Origin of the sequence: Flavobacterium sp. FPG59 (genome assembly GCF_002150205.1) — a bacterium.
Classification (GTDB): domain Bacteria; phylum Bacteroidota; class Bacteroidia; order Flavobacteriales; family Flavobacteriaceae; genus Flavobacterium.
Genome location: NZ_MTCA01000043.1, coordinates 1 through 21,266 on the forward strand (window position 1 = coordinate 1; position 21,266 = coordinate 21,266).

Annotated in this window: 22 protein-coding genes; 10 read left to right on the forward strand and 12 right to left on the reverse strand. The window is 34.3% G+C overall.

All coding sequences use genetic code 11. From position 1 onward, the window contains the following. The first annotated feature begins 465 nt into the window (after positions 1 to 465). Positions 466 to 984 carry a hypothetical protein gene (locus tag FPG59_RS06260; protein WP_254906657.1) on the forward strand — a complete coding sequence of 173 codons (519 nt, stop codon included), beginning with the start codon at positions 466 to 468 and terminating at the stop codon, positions 982 to 984. A gap of 63 nt (positions 985 to 1,047) precedes the next feature. Here the strand turns inward: FPG59_RS06260 and FPG59_RS06265 are convergent, their stop codons facing one another. The 9 genes from FPG59_RS06265 to hisS all read right to left on the reverse strand — a co-directional run bounded on the left by FPG59_RS06265 (position 1,048) and on the right by hisS (position 10,357). After that, positions 1,048 to 1,845, reverse strand: coding sequence for a Cof-type HAD-IIB family hydrolase (locus FPG59_RS06265; RefSeq protein WP_086453768.1), 798 nt, complete (start codon positions 1,843 to 1,845; stop codon positions 1,048 to 1,050). Positions 1,846 to 1,885: 40 nt separating this feature from the next. Continuing rightward, a complete protein-coding gene (locus FPG59_RS06270) occupies positions 1,886 to 2,104 on the reverse strand; it encodes a DUF2007 domain-containing protein (protein WP_086453769.1) in 219 nt (72 codons plus the stop codon). 14 nt (positions 2,105 to 2,118) lie between these two features. Beyond that, a complete protein-coding gene (locus FPG59_RS06275) occupies positions 2,119 to 2,796 on the reverse strand; it encodes a DEAD/DEAH box helicase (protein ID WP_086453770.1) in 678 nt (225 codons plus the stop codon). 86 nt (positions 2,797 to 2,882) lie between these two features. Then, positions 2,883 to 4,046, reverse strand: coding sequence for a sigma-54 dependent transcriptional regulator (locus tag FPG59_RS06280; RefSeq protein ID WP_086453771.1), 1,164 nt, complete (start codon positions 4,044 to 4,046; stop codon positions 2,883 to 2,885). Between the two features lie 241 nt (positions 4,047 to 4,287). Further along, positions 4,288 to 5,595 carry an ABC transporter permease gene (locus FPG59_RS06285; protein ID WP_086453772.1) on the reverse strand — a complete coding sequence of 436 codons (1,308 nt, stop codon included), beginning with the start codon at positions 5,593 to 5,595 and terminating at the stop codon, positions 4,288 to 4,290. 85 nt (positions 5,596 to 5,680) lie between these two features. Continuing rightward, positions 5,681 to 6,604 carry an ABC transporter ATP-binding protein gene (locus tag FPG59_RS06290; RefSeq protein ID WP_086453773.1) on the reverse strand — a complete coding sequence of 308 codons (924 nt, stop codon included), beginning with the start codon at positions 6,602 to 6,604 and terminating at the stop codon, positions 5,681 to 5,683. Positions 6,605 to 6,826: 222 nt separating this feature from the next. Further along, on the reverse strand, positions 6,827 to 7,942 hold the full coding sequence (dnaJ, locus tag FPG59_RS06295; protein ID WP_086453774.1) for a molecular chaperone DnaJ: 1,116 nt from the start codon (positions 7,940 to 7,942) through the stop codon (positions 6,827 to 6,829). A gap of 103 nt (positions 7,943 to 8,045) precedes the next feature. Further along, entirely contained in the window at positions 8,046 to 8,624 is a 579-nt protein-coding gene (locus FPG59_RS06300) for a nucleotide exchange factor GrpE (protein WP_086453775.1), read from the reverse strand. Positions 8,625 to 8,980: 356 nt separating this feature from the next. Further along, on the reverse strand, positions 8,981 to 10,357 hold the full coding sequence (gene hisS, locus FPG59_RS06305) for a histidine--tRNA ligase (RefSeq protein ID WP_086453776.1): 1,377 nt from the start codon (positions 10,355 to 10,357) through the stop codon (positions 8,981 to 8,983). Between the two features lie 342 nt (positions 10,358 to 10,699). Here hisS and FPG59_RS06310 point away from each other — a divergent pair, with 342 nt between their 5' ends. Then, positions 10,700 to 11,944: an ABC transporter permease gene (locus FPG59_RS06310; RefSeq protein WP_176330700.1), complete on the forward strand. Its 1,245-nt coding sequence runs from the start codon at positions 10,700 to 10,702 to the stop codon at positions 11,942 to 11,944. 18 nt (positions 11,945 to 11,962) lie between these two features. Beyond that, positions 11,963 to 12,658, forward strand: coding sequence for a hypothetical protein (locus FPG59_RS06315; RefSeq protein ID WP_086453777.1), 696 nt, complete (start codon positions 11,963 to 11,965; stop codon positions 12,656 to 12,658). A gap of 72 nt (positions 12,659 to 12,730) precedes the next feature. Here the strand turns inward: FPG59_RS06315 and prmC are convergent, their stop codons facing one another. Then, positions 12,731 to 13,585, reverse strand: coding sequence for a peptide chain release factor N(5)-glutamine methyltransferase (gene prmC / locus FPG59_RS06320; protein ID WP_086453778.1), 855 nt, complete (start codon positions 13,583 to 13,585; stop codon positions 12,731 to 12,733). Between the two features lie 43 nt (positions 13,586 to 13,628). After that, positions 13,629 to 14,114, reverse strand: coding sequence for a GNAT family N-acetyltransferase (locus tag FPG59_RS06325; protein ID WP_086453779.1), 486 nt, complete (start codon positions 14,112 to 14,114; stop codon positions 13,629 to 13,631). Positions 14,115 to 14,217: 103 nt separating this feature from the next. Here FPG59_RS06325 and ribD point away from each other — a divergent pair, with 103 nt between their 5' ends. Genes ribD through FPG59_RS06340 form a run of 3 tightly spaced genes read left to right on the forward strand, consistent with a single transcriptional unit; the run spans position 14,218 to position 16,523 of the window. Continuing rightward, positions 14,218 to 15,261, forward strand: coding sequence for a bifunctional diaminohydroxyphosphoribosylaminopyrimidine deaminase/5-amino-6-(5-phosphoribosylamino)uracil reductase RibD (gene ribD, locus FPG59_RS06330; RefSeq protein ID WP_086453780.1), 1,044 nt, complete (start codon positions 14,218 to 14,220; stop codon positions 15,259 to 15,261). Then, positions 15,254 to 15,856 carry an HAD family phosphatase gene (locus tag FPG59_RS06335; protein WP_086453781.1) on the forward strand — a complete coding sequence of 201 codons (603 nt, stop codon included), beginning with the start codon at positions 15,254 to 15,256 and terminating at the stop codon, positions 15,854 to 15,856. The genes ribD and FPG59_RS06335 overlap by 8 nt, the downstream gene beginning before the upstream one ends. A 40-nt stretch (positions 15,857 to 15,896) precedes the next feature. Next, entirely contained in the window at positions 15,897 to 16,523 is a 627-nt protein-coding gene (locus FPG59_RS06340) for a YigZ family protein (RefSeq protein WP_086453782.1), read from the forward strand. 28 nt (positions 16,524 to 16,551) lie between these two features. Here FPG59_RS06340 and FPG59_RS06345 read toward each other — a convergent pair whose 3' ends face one another. Then, positions 16,552 to 16,956 (reverse strand): thioesterase family protein, encoded by a 405-nt coding sequence (locus FPG59_RS06345; protein WP_086453783.1) that lies wholly within the window; start codon positions 16,954 to 16,956, stop codon positions 16,552 to 16,554. Between the two features lie 185 nt (positions 16,957 to 17,141). On the opposite strand from FPG59_RS06345, the gene dnaA reads away from it, so the two are divergent. The 4 genes from dnaA (at position 17,142) to FPG59_RS06365 (ending at position 21,178) form a co-directional block, all read left to right on the forward strand. Beyond that, positions 17,142 to 18,569, forward strand: a complete 1,428-nt coding sequence (dnaA, locus tag FPG59_RS06350; RefSeq protein WP_086453784.1) for a chromosomal replication initiator protein DnaA — start codon at positions 17,142 to 17,144, stop codon at positions 18,567 to 18,569. Between the two features lie 7 nt (positions 18,570 to 18,576). Then, positions 18,577 to 19,044 (forward strand): low molecular weight protein-tyrosine-phosphatase, encoded by a 468-nt coding sequence (locus FPG59_RS06355; protein WP_086453785.1) that lies wholly within the window; start codon positions 18,577 to 18,579, stop codon positions 19,042 to 19,044. A gap of 60 nt (positions 19,045 to 19,104) precedes the next feature. Beyond that, a complete protein-coding gene (locus FPG59_RS06360; protein ID WP_086453786.1) occupies positions 19,105 to 19,827 on the forward strand; it encodes an SAM-dependent methyltransferase in 723 nt (240 codons plus the stop codon). 223 nt (positions 19,828 to 20,050) lie between these two features. Then, positions 20,051 to 21,178 carry a methionine aminotransferase gene (locus FPG59_RS06365; RefSeq protein ID WP_086453787.1) on the forward strand — a complete coding sequence of 376 codons (1,128 nt, stop codon included), beginning with the start codon at positions 20,051 to 20,053 and terminating at the stop codon, positions 21,176 to 21,178. Positions 21,179 to 21,266 lie beyond the last annotated feature (88 nt).

Genomic DNA, 21,266 nt, shown 5'->3' on the forward strand with positions numbered 1-21,266 from the left:
CCCCTTAATTTCTTAATGGTTTAAAAAATGGTGTACTAGCTTGCGCCAAAATGTACTTCCTCCTACTTCGAAAAAAACAAAAAAAGCGTGCAAAATTTTTTAAAAATAAAAACAACTTGTAAACAATAATTAAGATTTAGTAATCCAAACGCTCCAATTAGTAGTTGACTGTTATGATTTTGAAAGAAGTGCATTCGCAATTAAAATGGCTCTAAATTTGAACCTAAAATAAAAAGCAATGCTTTCTAAAAAAGAAATACTAAAAAGATCCTAAAATCCGTTATAGTAATAGTGTAATTAAGAAATGTTATAAAATAGTACAATAATCAAATGACACTTTGAGATTGATATTTTATACACTATCTTTCCATTGTAATTTAATTTATTTTAAACTACTCAAAAACAAATAATTAACAACTGGGTAAGCCGAAAACCAACTAGAGTAGGCAACATTTTATAACTACAATGAAAACATTTTTCCCCACAATCTACTTCATTCTTTTAGCAGCTCTAGGCTGTTATGGTCAAAATCCTGCTCCAAAAACCAACACATTCCCATCAGTGACTACATTGAGTACTTGGGCAAATTACAACTCTCAACAAAAATTTGATTTAGAAATTAGAACATTAGGTTTTAAATTCGAAATAAAAGAAGCCGAAACTAGCTCTATTGCGTACACCTACATTCGCAAAGTTGTTATTGATGGCGTGAATTACACGGATAGAATTGTGTATCGTATTGCAAATGATAACAGCGCCAGCATTATTTCACTGGTAACAGCATCTACAGATCTAGTTTCATTATACAACCCACAACTCGCTACCTTCAAAAATGTCAAGTGTGATACCCCTATGTCAAAAGACAAGAATACTTCATGCAATTGTTATGTAAGTAAAACTCATGCTATTGATATTTGTGACGAGCGCGTGAAATTAACTATGGGAGACGGCAATAAATACTTTATATCAGTAGCTAAACTGTAGAGAACTACAAAGCGATAAAACTATATTCAGCGATACATTTAAAAAAAGTGTATCGCTTTTTTATTAGTTTCCGTTCAAAATAAAACGTTCAATAACTTCGGCAACACCATGATTGTTATTTGATGCCACAATTTCATCGCCGTACATGCGTAACTCTGGTGTAACATTATCTACCCACACGCCAAGTCCGGCATATTGAATCATTGATAAATCATTTCCTGCATTCCCTACTGCAATGATTTCGCTTTGATCAATTGCTAATTTTTTAGCCAAAAAAGCGATACTTGCTGCTTTATCAATTCCGTTTGGTGCTACTTCTAGAAAAAATGGTTTAGACATGGAAACACTTAAATCTGGCATAGCGTTTTTTAGATCTTTTTCCACTTCTTTTAAGTAAGAAGGTTCTTCCAGCAAAATACATTTTACTGCATTAGTAGTAACAGCAGCTTTAAAATCAGGTACTAAATGATGTTCAAGCCCTGTAATACTTCGTTCTACCTCAATAAACTCTGAGTGAGTCTCGCTAATAATGACATCATTAATATAGGTAATGATGTGGGTATTACTTTTTAAACTGTATTCATGGAGTATATGAATTTGCTCTTTGGTCAAAGATTTTTCAAAAAGAATTTCACTAGTATTCAAATCAGAGACTACTGCTCCATTAAAAGAAATCATGAAATTATTTTTCAGCTCATAAGCAAATTGCGTCATGGCAGGTGTAGGTCTACCTGATGCTAAAACTACCTCAACGCCTAAATCTTGCGCCCTAGCAATCATAATTCTATTCTCTATAGAAATGGTATGATCATCTGTCAACAAGGTATCGTCCATGTCTAGGACAAGCATTTTGTATTTCATAATTTTTATTTTACAGCTAAAAAATCAGTCACAGACTAGCTTAGATATTCATTCTAAAATCTTCAATAACTGGATTGGCTTTTGCAAAATCAGTTTCTTGAATAAAAAGTTCTACTGCTAAATCACTTCCGCCAAAACCTCCCAAACGTGAAGATTGAATGTTGTCCTTTTTTAAGGTTTCAACACCCGCTGTTTCTAATCTTTCTTGTAAGGCTTGCGCCAAAATTTCACTTCCTGAAAACACTTTCATTAATCCCATTGTATTCCTATTTATTAATTAACATCATTATTTTCTTCCTCGTTTTCTTCATCTTCGTCCTCTTCATCCTCATCTTCGTCTTCATAAAAATCAAACTCGAAAGGTTCAATTAACATTCTCTCGGTCATGATTTCAATTCGTTCTGTGAACTGCTCGGTGAAAATAATGCGTTGCGTTTTGTCAATACTGTTGGAAATGCGCATGATTTTGGTTTCGTGACGCAATTTCAAAATAGGATCAGCATCGTCTAGAATAAACATTTTCAATCGGTTCACGTTGTAGCCCGCCGATGAAAACATTTCACTCAATTTATTTGGCGTACCAATCAAGACATCAATACCGGTTGAAATGTAATTTTTGTCATAATCCATATCGCCTTTGTCATGCACACCATATATTTCTAAGTCTGTGTATTTTGCCAATTTTTCAAATTGCGCTACCATCTCGACCACTTTTTCTTTATCCGATACGATGATTAAAGCACGTGGCGACTCTTCGACAGAGCCAACCAAGCGTTGAATCACATTGATCACAATTGTAGTCGATTTTCCGCTGCCAGCAGGTGCAACAATAATAGCATCGGCACCACTTTTTAAAGTACCAAAGGTCTCTTTCTGAATATCATTCGCCTCCAAGAACCCATTGTCTATTAAGTTTTGCTGCAGCGTCTCGTTTAATTTTTTTAATTTCATTCTTTTTAGATTGAAAGATTCAAAAATTTAAAAATTAAATGATTAGCTCACTAATTTTTAAATGATTCAACCTCTAAATTATTTAATTATTTTGATGCGAATAACTTCACATCATTCTCCGAAATCTCGCTTCCGCCAAGGATAATCAAGCGTTCCACAACATTGCGTAATTCCCTTATATTCCCCGTCCAATCATATTCTTGCAGTAATTTGATTGCTGCTGCTGAAAATTTCTTTACCGTATTTCCTTGCTCAGAAGCTATTTTATCAGCAAAATGCTTGATCAACAATGGAATATCATCACGTCTGTCATTAAGAGCTGGTACTTTTATAAGGATTACAGCCAGTCTGTGGTATAAATCCTCTCTAAAACGTCCTTCGGCAATTTCAACTTTTAAATCCTTATTAGTAGCAGCAACAACTCTTACATCAACTTTTATATCTTTATCTGCTCCCACACGAGTAATCATACTTTCTTGTAGCGCTCTTAAAACTTTGGCTTGCGCCGAAAGGCTCATATCACCAATTTCATCTAAGAAAATAGTTCCTTTATCTGCCGCTTCAAATTTTCCTGCACGGTCTTTTACTGCTGATGTAAAAGCTCCTTTTACATGACCAAATAATTCGCTTTCAATCAATTCAGATGGGATTGCAGCACAATTTACTTCGATTAAAGGAAAGTTTGCACGTTCGCTTTTTTCATGCAACTGATGCGCGACTAATTCTTTTCCGGTTCCGTTAGGTCCTGTAATCAATACTCGTGCCTCGGTTTGAGCTACTTTATCAATCATGATTTTAATATGATTAATGGGCTCGCTCTCACCAATCATTTCATAATTCTTGCTAACTTTTTTCTTTAGGATTTTATTCTCAACTACGAGTTGTTTTTTGTCCAAAGCATTTCGAACCGTATTCAATAATCGGTTTAAATCAGGTGGTTTAGAAATGTAATCAAAAGCTCCTAAACGCATGGTATTTATAGCCGTTTCCATGTCACCATGTCCGGATATCATAACCATTGGAATTTCTGGTTTGATTTTTTTGACTGCTTCTAACACTTCAACACCATCCATTTTTGGCATTTTTATATCGCATAGAACCAGGTCATAATCAGTGGTTTTAATTTTTTCCAAACCCACTGCACCATCCTCTGCCTCCTCTACTTGGTAGCTATCATTTTCTTCTGATAGGATTTTTGAGAGCACTCTTCTAATGGCTGCCTCATCCTCAATGATAAGTATTTTTGACATATTTCTATTTTTGATTGGCTTATGAAAACCAAATTATTTTTATTGCAAAATTCAACTTTCTTACGGGATTCTCTAGCCCCGATTACTTCACATAGCATCTATTTCAATAGGAGTTCAGTGAACTTCGTTTGCAATGGAAATCCTTTACTGCGGCGCGATAGCAGAGCAGGAAAGATTGAAATGAAAAGCGGGAAACAGCTCCTAAAAAATACTCTTGAACAGCATTTTATAAGTTATTTTACTATTTCAACCATCGATACAACTCTTTCCATGTTGGTTTTTTACCATACATTAAAATCCCGATTCGGTAAATTTTACCAGCAAACCAAACTACGGATAAAAAAGAAGCAAAAAGTAACGTTACTGATATGGCTATTTGCCACAAAGGTACGCCAAAGGGAATTCTCATGAGCATAACTATGGGCGAAGTAAGCGGAATCATTGAAAAAACTACTGCCACTGTACCGTGTGGATCATTGATAACGGTAAAGAAACCAACATATACGCTAAGTATAAGCGGCATGATTATGGGCATTAAAAACTGTTGCGAATCGGTTTGATTGTCTACTGCAGCTCCTATTGCGGCATAGAAAGAACTGTATAACAAATAGCCTCCTATAAAATAAACTACAAAACCCGCTAGTATACCTGCAATAGGCAAATTCCATAATTCCTTGATATAAAGTGCGGCTGAACTGCTCATTTCTGGCTGTGCCGAAAGTACATCTTGAGCACCAGAAACAGGTCCTATATTAACTCCAAAAAATAGTGACACAGAGAAAAGCAATAAAAACCCTAAACACGCCCAAATAAAAAATTGTAGCAATCCTGCCAGAGCTGTCCCTATAATTTTCCCCATCATTAATTGAAATGGTTTGACAGAGGAGATAATAATTTCTACAATTCGGCTTGTTTTTTCCTCTATTACGCTACGCATGACCATGTTGCCATAAATGATAATAAACATCATGATAAGGTAACCAAATGCTCCTCCTATTCCAATTTTAATTTCGTTTAAGCCTTTAAGACTCTCTTCTCCAGATGCTTTTGCAATGTTAATAACAACTTTCGCCTGTGCTTTTTTGATGGCAAGTGTATCCAGTTTAGCTTGTTCTAAATTTGCCTTTGTCAACTTATTAGCCACTATATCTTGCATGTTTTCAATAAATGCAATGCCTGGACTATCATTTGATATGTATTGAATTTTATTTTCTAACAGTTTTGTATCCTGTACTTTTGGAATATAAATTATTCCTTCGTAAGTCTCAGCACTAATACTATCTTTTAAAAAATTTAAATCAAGAGCTGTTAAATCTTGATAGTCATACGTGGCTTTTTTACTGTTTTTATTTAAAAATTCTTGTACAAACAATCCCGATTTATCATGTATGGCAATGCGCTTTGTATCTGGTTTCATACTGCTTAAGTACGCTACAAAAACTGCAATGGCTACAAATAGCAACGGACTTAAAAAGGTCATTACTATAAAGGACTTGTTACGTACCTTAGTAATGAACTCTCGCTTGATGATTAATGTAATTATTGACATTTTTTAGTTTTGATTTGTCCAAAATTCCCAAAAAAGAGGAATCAAAAAATGGTTATTTAGTTTATTTTTTTATGCTCATGTCTTGCTAAGAACCGCTAACGGTTTGAATGAAAATATCATTCACACTCGGGATTTTTTCTACAAAATGTGTGATTTGACCAAAAGGGGTTAAGCTGTTGAGCAACTCATTTGGTGATGCATTCCCTAATTGAATGTTTAATTTAAACTCATTATTTAACGATTTAAATTGGGCAGGATTTGTACTAAAGTTTTGAGATAGCGCTTGCATTAAAGCTTCGGGCTTATCCGAAAGTATGCCTACTTCAAAAGTATTGGTTTTAAATTGCCTCTTGACATCATTTAGCTTCCCTTCAATTAATTTATTTGATTTGTGAATCAATGCAATATGATCACACATTTCCTCCACACTTTCCATACGATGGGTAGAGAAAATTATTGTGGCACCCTGATCTCTCAGAGCTAGAATTTCGTCTTTGATAATGATGGCATTCACAGGGTCAAAACCTGAAAAAGGTTCGTCAAAAATGAGTAATTTGGGTTTATGCAACACACAAACAACAAATTGAATTTTTTGAGCCATCCCTTTAGAAAGTTCTTGAATCTTTTTGTTCCACCAGCCTTGAATACCTAGTCTATCAAACCAATATTCCAATTGTATTTTGGCCTCAGCCTTTGAAAGACCTTTCATTTGCGCTAGATAAAGGCATTGCTCTCCTACTTTCATAGTGTTGTACAAGCCTCTTTCCTCTGGTAAATATCCTATGTGTTGTACATGCTTGGGTTGTAATTTTTCCCCATCAAAAATTACAGTGCCACTATCAGGCATTGTAATTTGATTGATAATTCGAATTAATGAAGTTTTACCAGCTCCATTTGGTCCCAAGAGTCCGTAAATACTGCCTTTAGGTATATTAAGCGATACTGCATTAAGTGCCTTATAATCGCCGTATTGTTTTACAACTTGATTGATTTCAAGAATAGTACTCATACTTATATTTTAATGGTGTAAAAGTAAATAATTAGTATCGAAATACTTATAATAGTTTGATATAAGTAGTATTTTATTTTGGTTAAAACTTAATTTTTTAGCCTTGCGTAAAATGCTTTTTGCTGACACCAAAATAACAAATTGTATTTCACAAAAAACCCATCCTTGTGCATAAGGATGGGTTTTGTATGAAAGTCTAAATTCAAAATTTACATTTTTGAATTAAGAGAACATGTCTTTTACTTTTTCAAAAAATGACTTATCTGATTTCTCAGGATTTGGAATAAAATTATCGTCGGTTAGATTTTTTTCAAAAAACTGTTTTTGTTCTTTGTTCAATGTTTTTGGAGTCCATACGTTCACATGAACCAATAAATCACCATTCCCGTAACCATTGATACTTGGTATCCCTTTACCTTTTAACCTTAAAATTTTACCAGATTGAATTCCTTCTTCTAATTTGATTCTAACTTTTCCGTTTACGGCTTCAATATCTTTTGAAATCCCAAGAACAGCCTCAGCAAAACTGATGTATAAATCATAGTGCAAGTTTTCACCTTCACGTTTCAAGAAATCATGCTCTAATTCCTCAATAGCAACAATCAAGTCACCTGGAATACTGTTTCCTGGCGCATCGTTTCCTTTATTTGAAACTTTTAATTGCATGCCATCCACTACACCGGCTGGTATTTTTATAGAAACGGTTTCGTCTTCAAGGATCATCCCTTGTGAATCTGCTTCAGATGGTTTTTTATCTAATATTTGACCAGAACCATTACATGAAGAACACGTTGTAGCAGATTGCATTCTACCCAAAATAGTATTGGTAACTCTCATGACCTGACCTTGACCATTACAAGTAGAGCACGTTTTATAGGAAACTCCTGGGGCTTGAACTTTTCTTTTTACTTTAACTTTCTTTTCAACACCGTTTGCAATTTCTTCAAGAGTAAGTTTCACTTTTATGCGCAGGTTGCTTCCTTTAGCACGACGAACTCCGCCGCCACCGCCGCCACCAAAACCACCAAAACCACCTCCAAAAATATCTCCAAACTGACTGAAAATATCATCCATGTTCATGCCGCCATGACCACCTCCGCCAAAACCGCCTGAACCATCAAATGCTTGATGACCGTACTGATCGTATTTTGCCTTTTTTTGTGGATCACTCAATACTTCATAAGCTTCTGCCGCTAACTTAAATTTCTCTTCGGCTGCTTTATCTCCTGGATTTTTATCCGGGTGATGTTGCAAGGCACTTTTTCTGTATGCTTTTTTTATTTCTGCAGCAGTTGCACTTTTAGTAATGCCTAATATTTCGTAAAAATCTTTTTTCATTTGTATTTTTTATTTAGTGCGAATGTTTTTAGTAGTATCTAAAAAAAGCTACTACTCCACATTTATACTTAAAATGACACTTTCAACCAGCATCGCAGTTGTATTATTGACCGATTACCACTTTTGGAAAACGGATAATCTTATCTCCAAGTTTGTATCCTTTTTCAAGTACATCTACAATTTTACCTTTCATACTGTCTGATGGAGCAGGAATTTGCGTAATAGCTTCGGCAAAATCAGCATCAAATGCATCACCAGCTTTAACCTCAACTTGCTCTAATCCTTTACCTACAAGTGTATTTTTTAGTTTTTCATGAATAAGTTCAACACCTTTAGTAAGCAATTCATCCTCTGATTTATTAATTTCAATAATCGCTCTATCAAAATCATCTAAAACAGGTAACATAGCAAGTAACACTTCTTGATTTGCTGTTTTAAACAGCTCAATACGTTCCTTAGTTGTTCTTCTTTTGTAATTTTCAAACTCTGCAAACAACCTTAGGTATTTATCTTTTTCTTTTGCTAAATCTTGTGTTAATTGTTCCTCGACACTTAATTCCTCAACAATAACCTGCTCTTCATTTGCATTATTTTCTAATGTTGCGTCCTGTAATTCTTGATCGATTTCTGTATTTTCAGTGGTCATAGTGCTCTTATTTTTAAAAATATTCTTAAACTTCATTTTAATCTTTTTTTGAATTGCAAAAGTACTGCCAATTCTCTTAAAATGTCAAATTGTCACACTTATATTCTGTAAACCGTTAAAAAAGTGTTGTAAGCATCTAAATTGTCTTGCCAAAAGAACAAAGTGGCTTCTTAAAACACTATAATCATTTTATGAGAAATGAACAATTGCTATTTAAAACCCTAATCTTAATTACTATTTAAAAAAAATTTAGGTTTTTTTTAAGAGTGTCACACAATTTTTACACTATATTTGTAAATGGTTTTATTCATTTCAAATGAAATAGAATGACAAATTATTAATTCACATTTACGTTATATAAAAAAAGCTTCGTTTTTCAACGAAGCTTTTTTTTAGTTTAGTAACAAATGGTTTTTTAATCCTTCTAAATCGAGAACCTGTTGTTCTCCTGAAAGTAAATTTTTAAGAGCAAATGTTTTAGATTCTAATTCTTGTTCTCCTGCAATAATTGCAAATGGTATTCCGCGCTTGTCAGCATGCTGAAACTGTTTTGCCACTTTTACATGATCCGGATACAACTCTACTTTTATACCCGCTTCTCTAAGCTCCTTTATGGCTTGCATGGCATAAAATGCCTCGTCATTTCCGTAATTGATAAATAAAGCTTTAGATGTTGCTGCCACTGTTTCTGGAAACAACTTTAGCTCTTCTACCACCAAATAAATGCGATCAAGACCAAAAGATATTCCCACACCACTCATGTTTTTTAAACCAAAAATACCCGTTAAATCATCATAACGTCCTCCGCCACCGATGGATCCCATGGAAACAGTTTTTGGTGGTGCCACTTCAAAAATAGCTCCAGTGTAATAATTTAAACCTCTTGCTAATGTAACATCTAGATCTAAAACAGCTGTTGACAGCCCTAGTTGTGAAACCGTTTCACAAATAAAACGCAATTCTTCCACACCTTTCATACCCTCTTCTGAGTCTTGTAATAAAACCGAAAGTTTCTCGATTTTCTCAGTGATAGCACCCGTGAAATTAAATAGAGGCTGAACTTTTGACAGGGCTTCCTCTGGAATTCCTTTTTCTATCATTTCTTTCTTAACTCCGTCCTCGCCTATTTTGTCTAATTTATCAAGAGCTACTGTGAAATCTATAAGCTTGTCAGAGGCTCCTATTACAGCTGCAATTCCAGATAAAATTTTTCTATTATTGATTTTGATGGTAACGCCATGTAAACCTAATGCTGTAAAAACGGTGTCATACAATTGAACCAATTCTACTTCTTGCCACAAAGATTTTGACCCAACTACATCGGCGTCACATTGATAGAACTCTCTAAAACGTCCTTTTTGAGGTCGATCAGCTCTCCAAACGGGTTGGATTTGATAACGCTTAAACGGAAATTCAATATCGTTTTGATGTTGCACCACGTAGCGTGCAAAAGGTACCGTCAAATCATAACGCAAGGCTTTCTCTGATATGCTTGACGTTAATTTGGTACTGTCTTTACTTTCCAGATGACTTTCGTTTGCTTTAGCAAGATAGTCGCCAGAATTTAATATTTTAAAAATCAAACGATCGCCTTCTTCTCCGTATTTACCCATTAAGGTTTCAGAGTTTTCAAACGATGGCGTTTCTATGGGTTGAAAGCCAAATTTTTCGAAATTGCTTTTAATGATTTGAATGATATAATTTCTTTTGGCCACATCTGCTGGCGAAAAATCTCGTGTTCCTTTTGGTATGCTAGGTTTTGATGCCATGAATCTTTTTTTTGCTGTCCTTATAATTATGCCTTGTTAGGCAATCCTTTTCTGGTTGCAAATATCTTATTTTTAAAATTATTCTGTTTACAAAAAACCACATTTTATTACTACTTGCTTAGCCCGGATTGTCGTGAAAATATAGCACTTTAAATCCTTATGTTTTCCTTGCTTAAAAAGCGACCAGCGGAAGCTCCTTTAAGTAAGATAGAAAACAAAGAAGTTAAAGTGCGGTATTGCAACAAAAGCCGGAAATAGCTCCTAAAATAGAAAATTGCTATGAAAATATTTTTTTGGTTGTGAAATTTTGTAACAAAAAATGTAAATTCGTGTCAAATGGGTATGATGTTAAAATTATTTAAAGAAAATGTTCGAATTGCGTCTGGTTCTATTAGAACGCAATTGCTGCGAACGGTTCTTACGGTGATGATTATCGCCATAGGAATCACGGCTTTAGTGAGTATTCTTACGGTTGTATCTGCGCTGGAGAATACTATTTCCTCTGATTTTGCTTCTATGGGTGCCAACACCTTTAACATAAAGCAATATGAAAACACCGTAAGAAGACAGGGGCGAGATGAACGTGAAATAATCAATCCTATTATTTCATATCCCGAAGCGGTGGCTTTTAAAAACAAATACAACTATCCACTAACCGAAACCTCGCTTTCCTTTATTGCGACCGCTAGAGCCGAGGTTAAATTTGAATCTAATAAAACCGATCCTGAAAATTCTGTTGTAGGTGTTGATGAATACTTTATGACAAACTCTGGTCTTGAAACCAGTTCTGGAAGGAATTTTACTCGTTTTGATATTGACAATAATGCGTATGTGTGCGTTGTAGGTTCTGATTTTGAAAAAGGACTTTTTAAAGATGTCAATCCTATAGATAAGGTACTTTCTATACGTGGGGCAAAATTTAGAGTTATTGGGGTGCTAAAAGAAAAAGGTTCTACTTTTGGGAACAGTCAAGATTTAAGAATTCTTATTCCTATTCAAGTAGCACGTTCCCTCTTTACAGCACCTAACATTAATTATACCGTAAGCGTTATGGTTAATAAAAAAGAAGTCTTAGAGCAAGCGCTCGACAACGCAACGAGCGTGATGCGTAGGGTTAGAAAACTGAGCCCGATAAAAGATAATAATTTTGGGATTGTAAGAAGTGATGATTTAATTAATCGAATTCTAGGAATTACACAATACCTAGGACTAGCCTCATGGCTTATTGGAATTATTACTGTTTTAGGTTCTTCTATTGCATTGATGAACATTATGATCGTATCAGTAACAGAGAGAACTCGAGAAATTGGGGTAAGAAAAGCTCTTGGTGCCAAAAAAACAACCATAGCCATTCAATTCTTCATTGAAACCCTTCTTATAGGTCAAATGGGAGGATTAGTAGGAATTGTAATAGGAATCCTCATTGGTTTTGGTATAGCAACTGCCATGGATTTTGCTTTTGTGATTCCGTGGGGTGCAATAATGGCAGCTTTTATTACCAGTTTTATAGTAGCCATTGCATCAGGTTTATATCCAGCCATTAAAGCTGCTGTTTTAGATCCTATTGAGGCATTGCGTTACGAATAGAATTATACAGTTCCTATTGTGAAAAAAGTATTGTTTTTAATACCTATTTTATTTATTATAAGTTGTTCTAAAAAAACAGACTTAAAATCTGGTTTTGAAAAAAAGTTTGAAAAACTAGACGTTACTGATACCTTAGAAAACTTTTCAGACTCAAAAAATTTTGGGCTAAAACAAAAAAACAAAATAGTAATTTATAAGATCGGTAACGAAGAAAACACAATTGCTAAAGTTTATTTTTACGAAAAAGATAAAATGAGATGGTCATTAAAAGATAGCTTAATACTAGATGTTGAAAGAATCAATAATTTGAATCCTCAAATTATTGATTTTAATAATGACCATTTCAAAGACATCATCTTCACAACAGGAGTGTCAGCAAGAGGTGGCAATCTTGTTCAAACTTTAATTCTGTATTCTCCTGAGAGGAGATCTTTAAATTGGTTAAAAAACTCAGAAAATTTTCCAAATTTAATGTACAATAAAAAGCTCAATTGTATAGACGCTTTGGTTTTAACTGGTGGGCAGAAAACATGTTTTTTGAAAATTAAAAAAGATAGTTTGAAGGAATTTGCAAATGTGGATCAAAGAGATGGACGAATTATAGCTAAAATTATTGATGCAAATGGAAAATGGAAAGAAATTGAAAATATAGAAGATGACCCTAAAAACTTCGATCGGTTCATTAATTTTAACCCCATCAAAAAAAGAGACTAGCCTTCTTATTCTGTTAAAATTATTGCAAATACAAAGTAAAGTCAATCAAATCCCTCAAGACAAAATAAAAACCTACCAATTAGCGGCAACCATTCTGTCATTCCCGTAGATATCTTTTCTTAATTCGATATTTTTAAAATTCAAGTTTTCAAGTAAATCCACCGTTTCCTTACCTAAATACTGATTGATTTCAAAAAAAAGAAAGCCATTTGGTTTCAGATTTTTCTGCGCCAATTCGGCTATTTTCTTGTAAAAAATCAACGGATTTTCATTTTCTACAAAAAGCGCCAGATGCGGCTCGTAATCCAAAACGTTTTTCTTAATCTCTACTTTTTCAAGATTGCGAACGTATGGCGGATTAGAAACAATTACATCAAACTGCTCTTGTAAATCATACGTTTCTAAAATGTTTTGGTTTTTAAAAGCAACAGTGACTTGGTTATTTTGTGCATTTTTTTGGGCTGTTACCAAGGCATCAACAGATACGTCAAGAGCCGTAACATGAGCGTGCGGAATATTTTTTGCTAAAGAAATTGCAATACAGCCACTACCCGTTCCTATGTCAATAATTTTTACTTTTTGATTAGTAACAGTAGATTGCAAACTATTCAGAATCCATTCAACCAATTCTTCCGTCTCGGGTCTTGGAATTAAAACATTAGTATTAACCTCAAAATCCAATCCAAAAAAACTAGTACTCCCCAAAACATATTGCACCGGGATTTCGTTTTTTAATTGCTGTAAAAATTGATCCCAAACTTTAAGTGCATCAGTTGAAAGAATCAAATCCGGTTGTAGAGCCAAATCGATTCTTTTTAATCGCTGTTGGTTTTCTAAAATCAAATAAAAGAAACTTTCGGCTTCATCTTCACCATAAAGAGCCGTTAAATCTTGTATAAATTGCGTTCTGTATTCTTTTATTTTCATGTGTGAGGGAAAGTTTTAGGGTAAATCACCACCATAATTTATTTTACAAATCCTTCAACATCCATACCGGACAACTGCTGTGACCAGTAGAACCCATAGGCCCATCAATGTTTTCAAAACCTGTTTTTTTATATAATTTTTGAGCATCATGCATGAATGGCATGGTTTCAAGATAGCATTTTTCGTAGCCAAAATTTCGAGCACTTTGCAAACATACTTCCATCATCTCAGTTCCTATTCCCATTCCACGAGTCTCAGGTAAAAAATACATTTTTTGTAATTCACATATAGAAACCGCTTCATTAGCCAGTGGTGCAATTCCGGCCGAGCCTACAATCCTACTATTGTGTTCTACAACATAATATACAGATCTTGGCTTGCTGTACTCCTCAAACATCAAATCTAGATATGGATCCTCGTAAGCTGTACCTACTTTTGGAATATCCATTTCGTCAAAAACAGAGCGAATCAATTGAGCCACTGCTGCATTATCTTCTTTATTTATTTTTCTAATGCTGTAATTTTCCATATTTCAAAAATCAGGTTACTAATGCAAAAATAGAAATACTTTACTATTAAGACGTAAAACATTTTAACAAAATGAAAAGCTCAAAAAGTATTACTTTTGCACCGTGAATATACATGAAAAATACATCAGCCGTTGCATACAACTGGCCCAAAACGGCCTAGGTACAACCTATCCTAACCCGCTTGTGGGAAGTGTAATTGTACATAACAACATCATTATAGGCGAAGGTTGGCATAAAAAAGCGGGAGAACCGCATGCCGAAGTCAATGCAATACAATCTGTACGCGATACGTCTTTATTAAAAAACGCTACCATTTATGTAAGCTTGGAACCTTGTAGCCACTTTGGCAAAACACCACCGTGCTGTGATTTGATCATCAAACATCAAATACCGAATGTAGTTATAGGAACCGTAGACCCTAATATAAAAGTGGCTGGAAATGGTATAAAAAGACTTCTTGAGGCTGGCATTAACGTTACTGTAGGCGTACTAGAACAAGATTGTCTGGAACTCAACAAACGATTTTTTACTTTTCACGAAAAAAAAAGACCTTATATCATCTTGAAATGGGCCGAAAGCCAAGATGGTTTTATAGCTCCAAAAGAACGTTTTGAACAAAAACCCGTTTGGATTACTAATCCCTATTCTAGACAGCTGGTTCACAAATGGCGTGCCGAGGAACAAGCTATACTGGTGGGAACTCAAACCGTTATTGATGACAATCCCACACTTAATGCACGTGACTGGTACGGAAAAAACCCTGTTAGACTGATCTTAGACCAAAACAAAAGGGTCTCAAAAGAAAGTGCCATTTTTGACAATCAAGCTCAAACAGTTGTTTTTACAAGTCTCCCATTTGCAAAAGATATAGAAAACACTGCTGAAAAAACAATTGATTTCAAAGAAAATATTGCCCCTCAAATTGTCCAAACGCTTTATGAAATGAACATTCAATCGGTTATTATTGAAGGTGGACAAAGAACTTTGCAAACTTTTATAGACGCACAACTCTGGGACGAAGCAAGAGTTTTCATTGGAGACAAACCCCTTTATAACGGAATTAAAGCACCACAAATAAATAAAACTACAGTACAAAAAAAGCACATTTTAACAGACGAACTAATTTTGATCAAAAATCATGATTGATACTATTATATTTGATTTTGGTGATATTTTCATCAATTTAGACAAGCAAGCCACTCCAAAAGCCTTCAAAGAATTAGGCTTACAACAATGGAATAGCACCTTTGATACATTGAACGTGGCATTTGAAACTGGAAAAATATCCCGTCAAGAATTTTTAGATGGTTTACAAAAACAAATTCCGCAGGCTAACCAAACTGATATTTTGAAAGCTTGGAATGCCATTCTGCTTGATTTTCCACAACATCGATTGGATTTTTTAGTTTTATTGTCAAAAAAATACCGGTTGTTTTTATTGTCTAATACAGATGCTATTCACATTGAGCAATTTGAAAAACAAAGCGGCGAGGCGTTTTGCAGCACTTTTTATAAATGTTTTGAAAAAGTATATTTCTCCTTTGATCTAGGCATGCGCAAACCCGATCTAGAAATTTACAAACACCTTTTAGATTCTCACGATTTAATTCCAACCAATACCCTTTTTGTTGATGACAAAAAAGAAAACACAGATGCAGCATTAAAAACTGGCTTACAGGTTTGGAATTTACAAGTTGGTACGGAAGACGTTGTTGATTTATTCGAAAAAATAAATTTGTAACGCTTTAGCAAATTCTAAAATACCATAAGATTTTAAATTTATTGTGAAAGACACCTATAAAACCATTGACACGCCTTCTAGTGAAATTCTATTCAAAGAAAAAAACAGCAAGTTTTTTGGCTATGCATTCCCCGCAAGCAGTGAAGAAAATGTAAAAACCATACTAGAAAGTTTACGCAAACTTCACCCAAACGCAGGACATTTTTGCTATGCGTATCAAATGGGGACTTCAACTTACACCTATAGAGCAAACGATGATGGAGAACCGAGCAACAGCGCTGGAATGCCAATTTACGGGCAAATACTATCTTTTGATGTCACAAACATCCTTGTTGTAGTCGTGCGCATCTTTGGCGGTGTAAAATTAGGTGTTGGCGGATTAATATCTGCCTATAAAACGGCAGCACAAATGGCCTTATCAGAATGCGAGATTATCGAAAAAACAATTGACATTCATTTTAAAATTATGTTTGATTACCAATTCATGAATAAAATCATGCGCGTGGTGAAAGAAAAAAAGTTAGATATCGTGACACAAACCATGGAAATTAATAGTTTGACACAACAACCCGAAGGTATTATTGAAATAAAAACTCGAAAAAAAAATGCCGAAATGATATTCGACATTTTTAAGTCCATTTTTGAAATCAAAATTAATCGTGTTTAAAATCACAAAAAACTGCATCTTTTTTATTTTATTCCATCGCTTTTAACAATTCTAAAATATAATCTGGAGGAGCCACCGGACGACCTGTTTTTAAGGACACAAAAACCAAAATAAATTGGGCAGTTGTTAATAACTCTTCCTGTTCATTGTATATAGCGCAATCAAATTCTATCTTAACAGACGACTGGCTTTTAAAAACCGTATGAACTGTTAAAAGTTCATCATAGCGAGCTGATTTTTTATAATTTATATTCATAGAAACTATAGGAAGTGCAATACCGCTTTCTTCCATTACTTTATACGAAACCCCTTTATTTCTAAGCCATTCCACTCTTCCTATTTCAAAATAAGGTATGTAATTTCCGTGATAAACCACTCCCATTTGGTCTGTTTCAGAGTATCGAACTCTAACTTGTACTTGATGATCTTTCATTAATAATGAATTAAAAAATTTAATTAAAAATAGTGCCTTACAACAATATTAGATAAAATTATTACCCTATATATTTTTTTTTACAGAAATTTGTTCACATATTTGTTTCCCCAATAATAAGTAACAAAACATCTTTTTTTTAGTAATCTAAAAATTACAAATAAAAAACAATTTATTTAGAATATATGAACAAAACTGCTCAATCAGTATGGGAAAACTGTTTGTCTTTCATAAAAGACAACATTCAAGACCAAGCCTATAAAACTTGGTTCGAACCTATCAAGTCAGTTGAACTTACCGATAACGCATTATATATTCAAGTACCTAGTAAATTTTTCTACGAATGGTTAGAGGAACACTATGTAAAACTTTTAAAAGTAGCCTTGACTAAAGAACTTGGAAAAAATGCTAAGTTACTTTATAAAATTAGAATGGAAAACACCTATGGCAACAAACAACCGTTTACAGAACAGTTGCCAAGTGCTAACAGGGTTTCCATGAAACCTCAAGAAGTTGATGCTCCATTTAAAAATTTAAACCCAGAGCTCAAAAATCCTTTCGTAATTCCGGGTATTCGAAATCTTAAGATTGAATCACAGCTTAACGCCAATTATAGTTTTGATAATTTTCTTGAAGGAGACTCCAACAGATTGGCTCGTTCAGCAGGGATGGCTGTGGCCAATAAACCTGGTGGAACATCATTTAATCCTTTACTAATCTTTGGAGGTGTAGGACTAGGTAAAACGCACCTTGCACATGCAATAGGTGTAGAAATAAAAGATAAATATCCAGAGAAAACTGTTTTGTATATTTCTGCTGAGATATTTACGCAGCAATATATTGACTCGGTTAAGAAAAATAACCGAAACGATTTTATCCATTTTTATCAATTGATTGATGTTTTAATCATTGATGATGTTCAATTCCTTTCTGGTAAATCAGGTACTCAGGATGTGTTTTTCCACATATTCAACTACTTGCATCAAAACGGAAAACAGGTAATTCTAACATCTGACAAAGCGCCTGTTGACATGCAAGACATTGAACAACGTTTGCTTTCAAGATTCAAATGGGGATTGTCTGCTGAAATTCACCAACCCGATTATGAAACTAGAATTTCTATCTTAAAAAATATTTTATATAGAGATGGAGTTGAAATACCTGAGGATATTATTGAGTACGTAGCTCGCAATATCAAATCAAATGTTAGAGAGTTAGAAGGTGCCATCATTTCATTGATAGCACAATCCTCATTCAATAAAAAAGAAGTAACTCTTGACCTAGCGAAAAGTGTAGTTGAAAAATTCGTTAAAAATGTAAAACGCGAAATTTCAATTGATTACATCCAGAAAATAGTTTCAGATTACTTTCAATTAGATTTAGAGACTTTACAATCAAAAACTAGAAAGAGACATGTGGTGCAAGCCCGTCAACTTGCTATGTTTTTTGCCAAAAAGTTTACCAAAGCGTCACTAGCTAATATTGGTTCACAGATAGGTGATCGTGATCATGCTACTGTTTTACATGCTTGCAAAACAGTTGATAACCTTGTTGCTACTGACAAACAATTCAAAAAATTTGTTGACGATATCAATAAAAAATTAACGTTGTAAATACCTCATGCCTACTAAAATTCTCATGGTTTGTTTGGGTAATATCTGTCGGTCACCATTGGCTGAGGGAATATTGGCATCTAAACTTGATCCTGAAAAATTTATTGTAGACTCAGCTGGTACCGGTTCTTGGCACGTGGGTAAATCACCTGATGAACGTTCTATTGCAGTTGCTAAAAAAAACAACATCCTTATTTCTCATCAAAAAGGGAAACATTTCAATAAAAAGGACTTTGAAACCTATGACTACATTTACGTGATGGACAGTTCAAATTATGATGACGTTATGCAACTTGCACGAACTCCTGAGCATCAAGCAAAAGTTAAAATGATCTTGAATGAATTATTTCCAGGTGAAAATGTTGATGTTCCTGATCCTTATTATGGATTATCAAATGGATTTGAAATGGTTTTCAACATGCTAAACGAAGTTTGCGATATCATTGCAGACAAACTAAAAAAACAACACCCCTAATTATATTGATGCAATTTAGTTTTCTAAAAAGTAATCATTCAAGACTTAAAATTACAGTATATGAACAGTAAAACTTCTCTAGGCAAACTTTATTTAATCCCTACAACAATGGGTGATTGTGATCCTATGGATGTTTTTCCGCAAACTATAAAAAGAAGCATAGAATTACTAGACTATTATATTGTTGAAAATGACAAAACAGCCAGAAAATCAATCAAATTAGTATGTCCCGAAAAAAAGCAAGCTGATCTTACCCTTTATGTTTTAAACAAACATACCGAAACGAAAGAACATCTTGAGTTTATAAAACCTTTGCTTGAAGGCCATAGCATGGGGCTTATGAGCGAAGCCGGCTGTCCTGGAGTAGCTGATCCTGGTGCCGTGATTGTAAAACTAGCACATGAAAAAGGCATTCAAGTAGTTCCATTAGTGGGACCATCCTCAATATTACTAGCAATGATGGCATCTGGAATGAATGGACAAAGTTTTACTTTTCATGGTTATTTACCTATAGAGAAAGACGAAAAAAAATCCAGCTTAAAAACCTTAGAAAGAATCTCATTTGAAAAAAATCAGTCTCAGATTTTTATTGAAACTCCATATAGAAATAATAAATTACTGGAAGACTTAATTCAAATATTGCATCCAGAGACACACTTGTGTATAGCAACTGATATTACGTTACCTACAGAATATATTAAGACCAAAAAAATAGTAGCTTGGAAAAAAGAGACTGTTGATTTACATAAACGACCTACTATTTTTATCATTCATAAAATGTAAGTTGGGTTGCGTGAGGGATAGCAGCAAGTACCGAAGTACTGCGTATAGCCCGACGCTACAAAAAAAGGGGCTTTGTCACTGTTACGGTGATCAAGCCCCTTTTTTTGTAGGGTCACGCCCAAAGGAAAACAACTCTGCCTATTAAAGAAATCTCTTTTTTGTTTGATAGCACTGATGTTATGTATTAAATCCTTATTTTTAACGTGTTTTAATTGACTATTTCATGAGTAAACTTCCGGATGTAAAAACGAGTATTTTTACAATAATGTCTAAAATGGCCTCAGAACACGGAGCCATCAATCTTTCGCAAGGTTTTCCTAACTTTCCTGTTGATGCAAAGTTGACTGCTATTGTGGCGCGTTTGTCCCAAGAAAATGTGCATCAATATGCACCCATGGCGGGATATCCTCCGTTACTGCATCAAATTTCTAAGTTGGTAGAGCGTTCTTACGATAGAATTTTGAATCCTGAAACTGAAATTCTAGTGACAGCGGGCGCTACTCAAGGGATTTTTACTACTATAATGGCTCTGGTGAATAGTGGTGACGAAGTGATTATTCTAGATCCCAGTTATGATTGTTATGAGGCTCCGGTTTTACTTAGTCAAGCTACTCCAGTTAGGATTCCGCTTCATGATGATTATTCCCCTAACTGGGAGCGAATTGCGAGTGCTTGTACCTCAAAAACCAGAATGATTATTATCACAAATCCGCACAATCCTACTGGAAAAATATTAAGCAATGAGGACATTGAAAGTCTAGAAACTATTCTGGAAAAACATCCTAACATTATATTGCTTTCAGATGAAGTGTATGAATACATCACATTTGAAAACAAACATATATCAGCGCACACTAGAAAAAAAATTCGGGATCGCTGTGTCATGATCTCCTCCTTTGGTAAATCCTTTCACATCACAGGCTGGAAAATAGGATATGTTGTGGCTCCCGAAATAGTGATGAATGAAATTAAAAAAGTACATCAGTTCCTTGTTTTTAGCGTGAATAGCATAAGCCAAGTGGCCATTAGCGAATACATTGATATTGTTGATCTTTCTGAAATTAAAAAACAATACCAAGTAAAGCGAGATTATTTTAAAGAACTGCTTGTTTCTAGTAGATTTGAACTGCTGCCATGCGAAGGAACATACTTTCAGGTAGCTTCTTATGCCAATATATCTCAGGAAAATGACGTGGATTTTTGCAAACGTTTAATTACCGATTATGGCGTTGCTGCAATTCCTATTTCGACCTTTTATGCTGATGGTAGAGATTTAAAACTCATTCGTTTTTGTTTTGCTAAGGACGATTACACTCTCAAAGAAGCAGCATTACGATTGTGTACAGTTTAATTATTTCAAAGTATTTCTTTTTATTATGCATGCATACTATTTTTATTTTATTATATTTACATTAAAAAATATCAAGATATGAGTTATA

Bases quoted from the DNA above. Each gene is read 5' to 3' on its own strand.
- FPG59_RS06260 (WP_254906657.1), top strand. From the start codon at position 466: ATGAAAACATTTTTCCCCACAATCTACTTCATTCTTTTAGCAGCTCTA.
- FPG59_RS06265 (WP_086453768.1), bottom strand. From the start codon at position 1,845: ATGAAATACAAAATGCTTGTCCTAGACATGGACGATACCTTGTTGACA.
- FPG59_RS06270 (WP_086453769.1), bottom strand. From the start codon at position 2,104: ATGGGATTAATGAAAGTGTTTTCAGGAAGTGAAATTTTGGCGCAAGCC.
- FPG59_RS06275 (WP_086453770.1), bottom strand. From the start codon at position 2,796: ATGAAATTAAAAAAATTAAACGAGACGCTGCAGCAAAACTTAATAGAC.
- FPG59_RS06280 (WP_086453771.1), bottom strand. From the start codon at position 4,046: ATGTCAAAAATACTTATCATTGAGGATGAGGCAGCCATTAGAAGAGTG.
- FPG59_RS06285 (WP_086453772.1), bottom strand. From the start codon at position 5,595: ATGTCAATAATTACATTAATCATCAAGCGAGAGTTCATTACTAAGGTA.
- FPG59_RS06290 (WP_086453773.1), bottom strand. From the start codon at position 6,604: ATGAGTACTATTCTTGAAATCAATCAAGTTGTAAAACAATACGGCGAT.
- dnaJ (WP_086453774.1), bottom strand. From the start codon at position 7,942: ATGAAAAAAGATTTTTACGAAATATTAGGCATTACTAAAAGTGCAACT.
- FPG59_RS06300 (WP_086453775.1), bottom strand. From the start codon at position 8,624: ATGAAGTTTAAGAATATTTTTAAAAATAAGAGCACTATGACCACTGAA.
- hisS (WP_086453776.1), bottom strand. From the start codon at position 10,357: ATGGCATCAAAACCTAGCATACCAAAAGGAACACGAGATTTTTCGCCA.
- FPG59_RS06310 (WP_176330700.1), top strand. From the start codon at position 10,700: ATGATGTTAAAATTATTTAAAGAAAATGTTCGAATTGCGTCTGGTTCT.
- prmC (WP_086453778.1), bottom strand. From the start codon at position 13,585: ATGAAAATAAAAGAATACAGAACGCAATTTATACAAGATTTAACGGCT.
- FPG59_RS06325 (WP_086453779.1), bottom strand. From the start codon at position 14,114: ATGGAAAATTACAGCATTAGAAAAATAAATAAAGAAGATAATGCAGCA.
- FPG59_RS06335 (WP_086453781.1), top strand. From the start codon at position 15,254: ATGATTGATACTATTATATTTGATTTTGGTGATATTTTCATCAATTTA.
- FPG59_RS06345 (WP_086453783.1), bottom strand. From the start codon at position 16,956: ATGAAAGATCATCAAGTACAAGTTAGAGTTCGATACTCTGAAACAGAC.
- dnaA (WP_086453784.1), top strand. From the start codon at position 17,142: ATGAACAAAACTGCTCAATCAGTATGGGAAAACTGTTTGTCTTTCATA.
- FPG59_RS06355 (WP_086453785.1), top strand. From the start codon at position 18,577: ATGCCTACTAAAATTCTCATGGTTTGTTTGGGTAATATCTGTCGGTCA.
- FPG59_RS06360 (WP_086453786.1), top strand. From the start codon at position 19,105: ATGAACAGTAAAACTTCTCTAGGCAAACTTTATTTAATCCCTACAACA.
- FPG59_RS06365 (WP_086453787.1), top strand. From the start codon at position 20,051: ATGAGTAAACTTCCGGATGTAAAAACGAGTATTTTTACAATAATGTCT.